Annotated in this window: 8 protein-coding genes; 6 read left to right on the top strand and 2 right to left on the bottom strand. The window is 56.5% G+C overall.

The features are described from left to right. Positions 1-156: 156 nt before the first annotated feature. The 4 genes from ABQ298_16040 to ABQ298_16025 all read left to right on the top strand — a co-directional run bounded on the left by ABQ298_16040 (position 157) and on the right by ABQ298_16025 (position 5,492). Complete coding sequence (locus tag ABQ298_16040; protein ID MEQ9825896.1) at positions 157-657, top strand: GIY-YIG nuclease family protein; 501 nt, start codon at positions 157-159, stop codon at positions 655-657. Positions 658-1,207: 550 nt separating this feature from the next. Next, entirely contained in the window at positions 1,208-2,479 is a 1,272-nt protein-coding gene (locus ABQ298_16035; GenBank protein MEQ9825895.1) for a transposase, read from the top strand. Positions 2,480-3,182: 703 nt separating this feature from the next. Beyond that, the gene (locus ABQ298_16030; protein ID MEQ9825894.1) at positions 3,183-3,800 is read left to right on the top strand and encodes an ACT domain-containing protein; all 618 of its coding nucleotides are present in this window, start codon (positions 3,183-3,185) and stop codon (positions 3,798-3,800) included. 69 nt (positions 3,801-3,869) lie between these two features. Next, the gene (locus ABQ298_16025) at positions 3,870-5,492 is read left to right on the top strand and encodes a VWA domain-containing protein (protein MEQ9825893.1); all 1,623 of its coding nucleotides are present in this window, start codon (positions 3,870-3,872) and stop codon (positions 5,490-5,492) included. A gap of 30 nt (positions 5,493-5,522) precedes the next feature. Here ABQ298_16025 and ABQ298_16020 read toward each other — a convergent pair whose 3' ends face one another. Together ABQ298_16020 and ABQ298_16015 are read right to left on the bottom strand one after the other, a co-directional pair. Beyond that, entirely contained in the window at positions 5,523-5,855 is a 333-nt protein-coding gene (locus ABQ298_16020) for a pyrimidine/purine nucleoside phosphorylase (GenBank protein MEQ9825892.1), read from the bottom strand. Between the two features lie 244 nt (positions 5,856-6,099). After that, positions 6,100-7,254: a phosphoribosyltransferase family protein gene (locus tag ABQ298_16015; protein ID MEQ9825891.1), complete on the bottom strand. Its 1,155-nt coding sequence runs from the start codon at positions 7,252-7,254 to the stop codon at positions 6,100-6,102. Positions 7,255-7,803: 549 nt separating this feature from the next. Between ABQ298_16015 and ABQ298_16010 the strand changes: the two genes are divergently transcribed. Together ABQ298_16010 and ABQ298_16005 are read left to right on the top strand one after the other, a co-directional pair. Next, complete coding sequence (locus ABQ298_16010) at positions 7,804-10,170, top strand: copper-translocating P-type ATPase (protein MEQ9825890.1); 2,367 nt, start codon at positions 7,804-7,806, stop codon at positions 10,168-10,170. A gap of 216 nt (positions 10,171-10,386) precedes the next feature. Continuing rightward, positions 10,387-10,836: transposase (locus ABQ298_16005; GenBank protein MEQ9825889.1), on the top strand; the 450-nt coding region annotated here is incomplete at its 3' end.

Genomic DNA, 10,836 nt, shown 5'->3' with positions numbered 1-10,836 from the left:
GTCCGTGTCCCAGGATCTTCCGGAAACCGGAGAGAAGGATGATCGGGAATCGTCATCGGATTCTGCAGTCCGTCGCAGCTGACACTGGTTCTGGTTTTGTTCACTGAACAGAAACGTAGGGTCTTCGCTAGCCGGAGACCTCAGTTACCTCACAAGATGCGGCATCGCGGTGAACGCGAGTCCTACGGAAACGTGATTGATGATCAGTGTTTTCAACAAGAATGGGTATCAGCTACTGCACAATCAATCCTTCCAAACTCCAACCTTTCAACACTTCGCCAAGGCTACGGCTGGCTCTGCCTGTGCGGAGTTTTGGCGAAGGCTGCCCGCCATAGTCCGAAAGGACGACGGAGGGCCTGGCTCCGACTACACTCCAATAATCCCAAACCTCCCCTGGCACATTCCTCCAACACCATGTATTTCGTATACCAACTTCGCTCGATAAGTGCTCGCGATCAGCACTACACTGGATTTACGAAGGATCTTAGGAAACGACTTACCAAACATAATCATGGTGAGGTTCCACACACATCAAAACACGCGCCTTGGGAACTGGTGAACTACTTTGCTTTTTCCGAGGAAGAGAAGGCAAAGGATTTTGAGACCTATTTGAAGTCAGGGTCTGGACGGTGCTTTGCCAAACGCCACCTTTGGTGATGTTCCAAAAACAAGCCTTTCTCAAGCATCCAAAAACGTGTCCGTCACCCCGTGCTTACCCTCTGCTCCGAACTCCCTTCGGACAAACTCAGAGCCCCCCTTCTGGGAACGCTGACGTCCCCGTCGGCAATGATTCCCCAAACGACGCTATGAGGAATACTCAAAAGCGCAGGCAGCTCCATAACCGGGTTTCGATCGTTTATGATCTGATCATCCCATAAAATAGATTCGTCGGATCAGAACTTCCCGAGCCATAATGCACCCGTCATGGGTTTTGAAGGAATGAACTATTGGCAAAAAAAGGCTGTGAGTGCTCGCATTCATGGCCGCAAACCACTATCGGCTTCCTCGGCATTCTCGGACCATTCAGGACGCAAGGATGGATTCCAGCCAAAAGCGAAAGCTCCCCGGAAAAAACGCAGAAGCAGATCCTTTCAGAACTCATTGAAAGAAACTATCAGCCTGGTAGATGATTGGACCAAAATCGGTGAACAACTTGTGAATATCAAATGCTCGCTATAGGTATTCATTTGTTCACATCCTTGCATCTGTGTGCAAGTCCTACCGTCCTCGTCAGGCCAAAGCCTCACCCCTCTATCAGTGCCTCAAGGCTTCGGCACCGGATTTCTACAGGCTTTATCCTGAGAAGTATGAGGCAACCCTTGGACCCTTGCGCCCGGATCTTGAAGACGCCTTTCAGCAGTTCCTGCGCTGTGGCGACCTCACTCAGGGCTTCATGCGGGTTCGCTGCGAACACTGCGAGCACGAGTACCTCCTGCCCTTCACCTGCAAACAACGCGGCATTTGCCCCACCTGTCACCAACGCCGCACCCTGGATACCGCCGAAAACATCGTTTCCGAAATCTGCGTTCCTGTCCCTCACCGCCACTGGGTCTTCGCCATCCCGCGAGTCCTTCGCAATGCTTTCCGCAAAGATCCAAAACGCCTCTCCGTTCTCTGCAAAGTCGTTGTTCAATTGTTGAGCGATTGGATTCGCGAGCAATCCGGACTACCCGATGGCAAAGTTGGAATCATCCTGGCTATTCATTCTTTCGGAGACTACCTGGCCTTCCACCCACATATCCATATCATTGCCACCGCAGGCGTTTTTGATGGCAATGGTACATTCCAGCTCACACCTATTGGCGATCTTCCTTCATTGAAGGAACTATTCCGGCATGCCTTGCTCAAGGCACTGCTCGATCACCACTGGACCTCCCAACGGCAGGTCACGAAGTTACTCGGGTGGCGCAACAGTGGTTTTCAGATCGATGCCGGGGAGGCTGCCATCGGAGCCGACAACGAAAGGGCCCGTCGCCAGCTCTCTGAATATTTGCTAAGGGCGCCTCTGTCTCTCCAGAAAATGTCATGGAACGGCACCACGAAAACCGTGCTCTACCGCTCCTCGCGTAGTTGGAAAACCAAACGCAATTTTGAGGTTTATTCGGGACCAGACTTCATCGCCGCCCTTTCCGAGCACATTCCACCCAAATCCTTTCAAACCATCCGCTACTACGGCTATTACAGCAACAAATCGCGCGGTATGCGCAAAAAAGCCCGTACCACATGCTCAACCCCACCATCAAATGATTCAAAGTCAGCATCCATTACCTCGAAAAATCTCTCTCGCAGAAAGCGCATGTGGCGCACCCGAATCATGGATATTTGGGGCTACGATCCCCTGCTGTGTCCTTGCTGTCGTGGATCCATGAAAGTCATATCCACCATTCAGACACTCGGCGCTATCCGTGACGTTCTTGTTCCTCTTGGACTATGGGCGCGCACCACCTTCCACAGTGCGTTGGATGGTGGATGCGCTTGATGGCACCGTAATCGACTTGGAATCCGAAACTGCGAGAGCCTTGATGCCCGACTCCCGCCGATTTGATCCCCACCACGAACGTCACTCCCAGTTTCGCTCCTCTCAAATCTCAAATCAAGAATTTGAAATTAAGCGCAGCGTGGCGGCGGGCTCCATCCAACTCGACAACAATCTCCTATTGGTCTTGGAAGACACCGATCCCTTCCCTTACGATTCCGAGCCCATATTCTGGACAGATTGATCCTTTTCAAAACCTCGATCTTCGATATCCGATCCCTGTCCGCCTCAGGCGGATCCGGACTTCGATTTCTCCTGCTGTACAGATTTCCGGATTTTTCAGCCCATATCCCTTTGAAATTGACTCCTTGGAACAGAATCGTAGCCTTTCGATTCGAAATAGTTGTCGCGCAGCTTCTCTCCATCCCGTAATTTTAGAAAAATGAGTCAAATTTTCCCTCCTCCCCCTTTAACCCCCACCTCCGGGGCTGACGCCCCGAAAAGCAAATTCCTATCATTTAACCCCCACCTCCGGGGCTGACGCCCCGAAAAGCAAATTCCTATCATTTTAACCCCCACCTCCGGGGCTGACGCCCCGAAAAGCAAATTCCTATCATTTAATGGATTCTCTCCGCTACTGCTCTGGTATGCCCTGCGCAGCAAGTCCCACGAGGCCTTTCGCGACATGGTGCAGGGCTGTTTTGAAATGGCCGACTACGCCGTCTCCCGCATGCGGGCAGCAGGCATCGACGCCTGGCGCAATCCGCACGCCATCACCGTCGTCTTCCCCCGTCCGGCTCCAGCCGTGCTGGAAAAATGGCAGATCGCCGTGCAGGAAGACATCGGCCACATCATCACCATGCCCCATGTGGACAAGGCCATGATCGATCACTTGGTCGATGACCTGCGGGAGGCTCCCCAATCCAACGTGATGCGGCAAATCGCTCTCTACGTCGATGATTCCCCCGGTGTGGTCGCCGACGTATCCGAGCGGCTCGCCGCCCACGGCATCAACATCGATTCGATCGACGCCGAAACCATCGGCAATACCGGTGTCCTCATCCTCTCCGTCGATCGCTACCACGACGCGATCGATCTACTCCAGCGCAGCGACTACCGGCTCGTGCGCGACAACGCCATCCTCGTTCGTCTGAAGGATAAACCGGGCTCCCTCGCCGAACTGGCGCGCCGTTTCAAAGATGCAGGAATCAACATCCACAGCCTGCGCGTCATCAACAACCACGATGGCGAGGCCCTCGCCTCCATTTCCACCGATGATCCCGTTCGCTCAGCCGAACTGGTCAAAGACATCCGCGTGGGTTGAATAGGCCACCCGATTTTCGCGTCTTTCCAATCCGTTCCTTCCTGAGTTGCACCTTCCATGCATTTTTCCATGCAAATCCGATTCACCTTGTTCACGCTACCCGCGCTGATCAGCGCGGGCGCCGCCGCTTTCGCGAGCGACACCGCCTTTACGGGCTTCACCGATCCCAACAATCTCGTTGTCAACGGCGACGCCCAGATCATCCACGGCGAACCCGAACACCCAACGCTCCTGCGCTTGACTCCACCCAAACGTGGAAAAGCAGGCAGCATCTTCAGCCAGGAGATGATCCGCTCCACTTCGTTCAGCACCTACTTTCAGTTTCGCATCACCGAAAGCGGGGGGTCCGCGTTTGACTGCAATGAATCCCATGGTGCAGATGGGCTTGTTTTTGTCATCCAATCCGTTTCCTCCGACCTCGGCTCAACGGGTCAGGGCATCGGTTATGGTGGTATCGAACGAAGCATCGGCATCGAGTTCGACACCTGGTGCAACAGTGGCAACCAGGATCCATGCGCCAACCACGTCGCCATCAACCTGAAGGGGTCCGTCTACCACGAAGACCCCAATGATGTCGTCAGCGTCGAAGATCCCTTCGAAAACGGGGAAATCTGGCACGTCTGGGTGGACTACGATGGAAAGATGCTCGAAGTGCGGGTCTCCCTGTCCGAAGACCGCCCTCATATTCCCACCTTGCTCAAAGAAGTTGACATCGAGAGCGTCCTCGAAAGCACCCACGCCTACATCGGCTTCACCTCCGGAACGGGAGCCTGCTGGGCCCAACATGATATTTTACTTTGGGAACACCGCGACACCTACGCGCCGGTGCAGACGGGGTCGACGCTCCAGGTGCTCAGCCCCGCTCACCCGGTGCCGCACACCCGAAGCCCTTCGGCTTCGCCAGATGCCACGCCCCTCCTGGTCATCCTCGATGCATCTGCCAGTATGTTGCTCACCCTTCCCACCGGCGAATCCCGGATGCAGGTGGCCAAAACCGCCCTGGAACGATTGATTGCCAATGAGATCCCCGAAGGCCATCCCGTAGGCATTCGGGTCTTCGGACACCGGGGCGGCGCCAACTGCGTCAGTCAACAACTGCTCCCCATCTACCCGCTCGACCGTGGCAGCACCCTCGAGAAGGTGCGGCAAATCCGTTCCAGTTCCCTAGGCAATACAGCCCTTGCCGAATCACTCGCCAAAGCGCAGGAGGATTTTGCCTCCTATGCTTCACAATTCAAATCCAGGAACCAGCCGGGTAAAATCATCCTGCTCACAGATGGGGAGGAAACCTGCGGCGGCGATCCACTTCGGAGCATCACCACCATGATCGAGGAGGGTTTTGAGGTGAAACTCGACATCGTCGGTTTTGCAGTCGAGAGCGAAACCCTTCGAGCGACCTTCCAAAGCTGGGTGCAGGTCGCCAACGGCCAATACTTCGACTCCACTGCCCTTGATGAACTCACCGAGAGCCTGGCACTTGCGGCATCGAACCGCGCTTCCGATGCAGCGGCTCCCACCACCTACGATGTCATCGATGCCTCGGGCAAACGGGTGCTATCCGGCACCGTCAATGGACCGGAACTGCCCATCCCGCCCGGCACCTACCTCGTGCGGGTATCAGGAGCCGACGGCACCGTCACGGAGCTGGAGGCAGTTGTGACCCAGGGAAAGCGGGTGCTCCAATTGCCCTGATCCCCACCAACCGCTACCCTGATTCGGCGATTACGCTTCAAGAAAGGAGCAGATGTACTCTGCAATGCCGGATTCCACTGCGATGGTGAATCCGCTGTTGGCCGACACGTCAAATACCGTTCCCGCAGAAAAAACGCGGGCCTCCGTGCTGCCATCCAGGGTCACGGTCGCCGCACCTGCCACCATTTCCATGCGTTCCGCAGCCTGCGTGCCAAAGTGGTAGCTGCCCGGGTAGATCAATCCAAGCGTCTTGCGACTCCCATCCTCCAGCACGATCGTATGGGAAACCACCTTCCCATCAAAATACACGTTTGCCTTGGCTGTCACCTTGGCGTTCTCAAAAACCTGCAGTTGTAACGACATAAACCCTCATCACGTCCAATCAACCGCCAAAGTCAACTCTGCAACCCCGCGCATCCTTTCTTCGGTGGCCGCATGACTTCAGTCGTGCGGAAAGGCGGGGTTGGGTTCGTGGATCTGCGGGTATTCGAACCCCTGGCGGACGACTGAAGTCATCCGCCCACGCTGTCTCTCGCCCCGTGAAAGCGCAGCTCTTTCACCGGAGCCCCAACCCACCACCCGAAGCATCACCCGATCCGCCGGAAGCTCACCTGCCTCCTTCGCCCCTGCGCAACCCGCGCAGTTGCTCGCTCAGCCAGATCTTGTGCGTCCACCTCACGTTTTTCGACGACATGTCGATTGCGTAGAAGCTGTTGTCCCGCTGGGCACAGCGAATGCCCAATATCTGACTGAGGTTGAGGGCCAGCCATTTTTCGATCTTCAATACCACCATCTTTTTGCGCAACCGCCCCTGAATGTCGCGATTGAGGATGGTGGGGATCGTATTGGTCGTCAAAATTTCATCGATCGCCGTGCTGGCCATCTTGGCCCGGCCTTCATCACTGGCGTAGAAGTGCGTGAGCGCAAAGACCGTCTTCCCCGGGTTGATGTCCTTCAAGACCTGACAGGCCTTCACCACCGTCGAGCCCGTGCGCACCATGTCGTCAAACAGGACGATATCGTGCCCGCCAATTTCCTCAAAGGTGGATTCACTCTCCGGGTGGAGCTTGATCTCAACATTCCGTTCCCCCGTCCGTTCCTTGTCGAGCAGGATGAATTTCGCCTTCGGCAAACCCATGCGTCTGAAGACTTCCTTTACAAAAACCCGCGCCCCTTTATCCGGAGCACAAAACGCCAGGCCTTCGCCGTCCGCACCGAAATTCACGATGTCCGAATTGAGGATGTAGTCCACGTAAACGTCGTAGGGAATCAGGTTGTAAAAACCTCCTTCAAACACCTCGCTGAACACAGTCTGCACAGAATAGGAGTGGTTGTGCACCGTCAGCACCTTGTCCACCCCCGAGAGCTTCAACATCTGCGCATACAGGCGCGCCGTGAAGGGTTGGCCATCAAACTTTTTGTAATCGTGCTCATCCCGTTCAAAGTCGGTGTAACCCAGGTCAGGCCCGGGGCCGCGATCCTGTGCACTGTAGTAGAGATCGGGCTCCACCAGGACCACCTCGCGTGCTCCATTCTCCTTGGCCGCACGGGCGATCAAAAAATTCCGCATCGCCAGGCTCTGGCGGCTCCGGGTCAGGCTGCTGGTGCTCACCACGATCACCGTCTTCCCCCTGAGTTTATTCCCGATCTGGTTGAAATCCAGCTCATCCGAAATAAAGCGCGGACAAAACTCCGTGTTTGCAAAATTCTTCAGACTGATCAGATCCGCAATGTCCTCCCGTTGCCCCAGCGAGTGCGCCACATCGATCGCAAAGGGGTCATCGGATTAACCCCCACCTCCGGGGCTGACGCCCCGAAAAGCAAATTCCTATCATTTTAAGAGAAGCTGTAGGAACGCGCTTCTGCGAGAATGTAGCGTAGGATTCCGATCCTGCGAGGTTGCGGTGGGGTGTGGCGAAGGGGGTGCAATTGCATTTTCGGTGGGCGGACGTCCAACATGCCCAGGCCAAGCCCACGTTCACCGCACAACCGACGGATGGAAGAGGAGCACCGCAGAGGCGGGCAGGACGCAGAGGCCTACCAATCGTAACTGGCTCGGAGACTGAACGACCGTTGGTTTCTTAAGGAGCACGGACATTGCTTCGCTCCCGATGCGGTGTCCCCATTTTCCGGTGGCGGGACTGGAAGCATTTTCGCTTCGCTACGTCTTGTCCGTGAATTTCAAGGACGGAATGTCCGCGCTCCTTTCTGAGACAGCTGCAAGTCCGGGAGGATTGCGCCATGTCTGTGTCGGTGGAAATGGTGAAATATATTCCGAGGGTTTCGGAAACTTTCTACGTTTAATAGTTTTATGACGATCGAAGGAGGAGACCCAGGCCATCGACACAAAAAGAGCGAGGGGGCGCATGATGGTTGCGGCCACGCGCACCATCATCACGAGGGCCACGAGCATTCCGAGTCCGTAAAGCCTTCCGCAACCGCAAAGTATTACTGCCCGATGTGCGAGGGCGTGGAATCCGACAAACCGGGCGACTGTCCCAAATGCGGGATGGCGCTGGAACGCAATCCCGCCTATAAATCCGAACAGAAAAAACTGTGGACTTGCCCCATGCATCCCGAGGTGCAGCAGGATCACCCCGGTCAGTGCCCCAAGTGCGGCATGGATCTGGAGCCGATGGAGGCGGGCGCCGACGATGACGAGGAAGAGGATATGGCCATCCGGAGTTTGAAACGGAAAACCGTGATCGCCGGTCTGCTCACGCTGCCGATACTGTTGCTCGCTTTTGACAGCATGATCCCCGGACTTTCCTTCAATGCCGTCCTCGCGCCGAAGGTTCAGGGGTGGCTGGAGTTTATCCTCGCGACCCCCGTCATCCTTTGGGCGGGCGGGATGTTTTTCACGCGTGGCTGGCGTTCCATCGTCAATCGCAGCCTCAATATGTTTACCTTGATCATGCTGGGGGTCGGCGCGGCCTATGCCTACAGCGCGGTGGCGGTGTTGTTTCCGGAGATCTTCCCGGATTCCTTTCGCCGGCACGGCGAAGTCGCGCTGTACTTCGAAGCCGGGGCGGTCATCACGACCCTTATTCTGTTCGGGCAGTGGTTGGAGGCTCGGGCACGCCGGCAAACCGGCGAAGCCGTTCAGAGCCTGCTCAACCTCGCGGCCAAAACCGCTCACCGGGTGAATGACGACGGCGAAGAGGAGGAAGTGGAAATCGACGCCATCGAAAGAGGCGACCGCCTGCGGGTGCGTCCGGGAGAAAAAATTCCCCTCGACGGCGTCATTCTCGAAGGGAAAAGCACCATCGATGAATCGATGATCACCGGCGAGCCCATGCCGGTCGAGAAAGGCAAGGACGACAAGGTGATCGGGGCAACGGTCAACCAGACGGGCAGCTTCATCATGCGAGCGGAGGCCGTGGGCGAGGAAACCGTACTTTCGCAGATCGTGAACATGGTGGCGGAGGCCCAACGAAGCCGCGCCCCGATCCAAAAGCTGGCCGACAAGGTGGCCGGCTATTTTGTGCCCGCGGTCGTGCTCATCGCCTTGCTCGCTTTTGTCCTCTGGGCCGTGTTTGGTCCCGCGCCCGCCATGGCCTATGCCATCGTGGTGGCGGTCTCCGTGCTGATCATTGCCTGCCCTTGCGCCCTGGGGCTGGCCACTCCGATGTCAATCATGGTCGGCGTGGGCAAAGGCGCCCAGAGCGGGATCCTCATCAAAAGCGCCGAGTCCATCGAACGGGCCGAAAAGGTCACCCACCTGATCACCGACAAAACCGGTACCCTGACCGAGGGCAAACCCTCCGTCGTCGACGCGCAAGCGCCGGACGGTGTCGAGGTGAAGAATCTGCTGCGTCTCGCGGCCGCCGTCGAATCGCAATCCGAGCACCCGCTCGCCCGCGCTGTTGTCGATAAAGCGAAGGCGGACGGTCTCGAGCTGCCGGACATCACCGACTTCGAGAGCACGACCGGGGGCGGTGTGGAGGCCTCCGTCGAAGGCGAGTTGATCCGTGTCGGCAAGCGCTCGTTTCTCGAATCCGCGAACATTGCTATTCCCGACGCCCTGGGTCGGGAAGCCGAGCGCCTGCAAAGCGAGGCTAAAACGGTTATCTGGACAGGGCAGGGAGAGCGTCTGCTCGGTCTCATCGCCATCGCCGATCCGATCAAAGAGACTTCCAAAGAAGCCATCGCATCGTTGCATAAAATGGGGATCACCGTCGTCATGTGCACGGGAGACAACCCCCGCACCGCCGAGGCCGTGGCCAAAGAGCTGGGAATTGATGAAGTGCGTGCAGAAGTCTCGCCCGAGGACAAGCAGCGCATTGTCAACGAACTGAAAGCCAAGGGACATCGCGTCGCCATGGCGGGCGACGGGATCAACGACGCGCCCGCTCTCGCGGCGGCCGACGTGGGTATCGCCATGGGAACCGGCACCGATGTCGCCATCGAAAGCGCGGGGCTGACGCTTGTAAAAGGAGATTTGCGCGGGATCGTCAGCGGACTGCGCCTCAGCCGTGCAGTCATGCGCAATATCCGCCAAAACCTCTTCTTTGCCTTCATCTACAATGCGACTGGCGTCCCCATCGCGGCGGGTATTCTGTATCCGTTTTTCGGAGTCCTCCTCAGCCCGATGATTGCAGGAGCCGCCATGGCGCTCAGTTCCGTTTCGGTGGTTACGAACGCCTTGCGGCTCAAAAAGCTCAACCTGGACGACTGAATGAAAATTGGAAAGTGCTTCTTGAAGTTGCACGAATATGATGAAGGCGATCCACATTACCCTACAGATGCGAATATAAATCAGTGGATATTGAGTTTAGGTTAATATAGGGCTGGCCTGACCTCGGAAAGCCGGCCCCGTTGCAATGCTGGTCTGGCGAATTCAGATTAACCCCCACCTCCGGGGCTGACGCCCCGAAAAGCAAATTCCTATCATTTGGTTAGCGAACGGATGGGCCGGGATCTCTCGAAACAACCGGTTCTGGCGGTGATGCTTGATGGCAGTGATGCGCTCAAACGCTCGTTGCTGGAGTTTTTCCCTGATGCAGTGATCCAGCGTTGTCTGGTGCACAAGGAACGCAACCTGCGTCGTTATCTGCCCCAAAAACACTGGCTGCGACTGTCGCAACTCTTTGCCGATCTGCGCAAATGCGAGGGATCGGAAGCAGCCTCCGAGGCCTTGGAAAGTCTGAAGGCATTCCTTGCGAACAACAACAAAGCGGCCAGGGAGAGCCTGGATGAACCCGGTGAAGAACTCCTGGCATTCTTCCGCTTGGAGGTTGCCAGCACGCTCAACACCACATTTCTGAGCACAAACATCATTGAAAATGCGATCAAAAATCTTCGCCGTCATATCGGGCGTGTGTGCCGATGGCGCGATAAAGCC

Source organism: Puniceicoccaceae bacterium, from assembly GCA_040224245.1.
Lineage (GTDB): Bacteria > Verrucomicrobiota > Verrucomicrobiia > Opitutales > JAFGAQ01 > JAKSBQ01.
Note: the sequence above shows the minus strand (reverse complement) of the source record. Positions and strands in the feature narration are given on the sequence as shown.

What these genes read in the sequence shown, in the direction of transcription:
- ABQ298_16030 (MEQ9825894.1), top strand. Translation starts at nt 3,183, where the DNA reads ATGGCCGACTACGCCGTCTCCCGCATGCGGGCAGCAGGCATCGACGCC.
- ABQ298_16025 (MEQ9825893.1), top strand. Translation starts at nt 3,870, where the DNA reads ATGCAAATCCGATTCACCTTGTTCACGCTACCCGCGCTGATCAGCGCG.
- ABQ298_16040 (MEQ9825896.1), top strand. Translation starts at nt 157, where the DNA reads ATGCGGCATCGCGGTGAACGCGAGTCCTACGGAAACGTGATTGATGAT.
- ABQ298_16010 (MEQ9825890.1), top strand. Translation starts at nt 7,804, where the DNA reads ATGACGATCGAAGGAGGAGACCCAGGCCATCGACACAAAAAGAGCGAG.
- ABQ298_16020 (MEQ9825892.1), bottom strand. Translation starts at nt 5,855, where the DNA reads ATGTCGTTACAACTGCAGGTTTTTGAGAACGCCAAGGTGACAGCCAAG.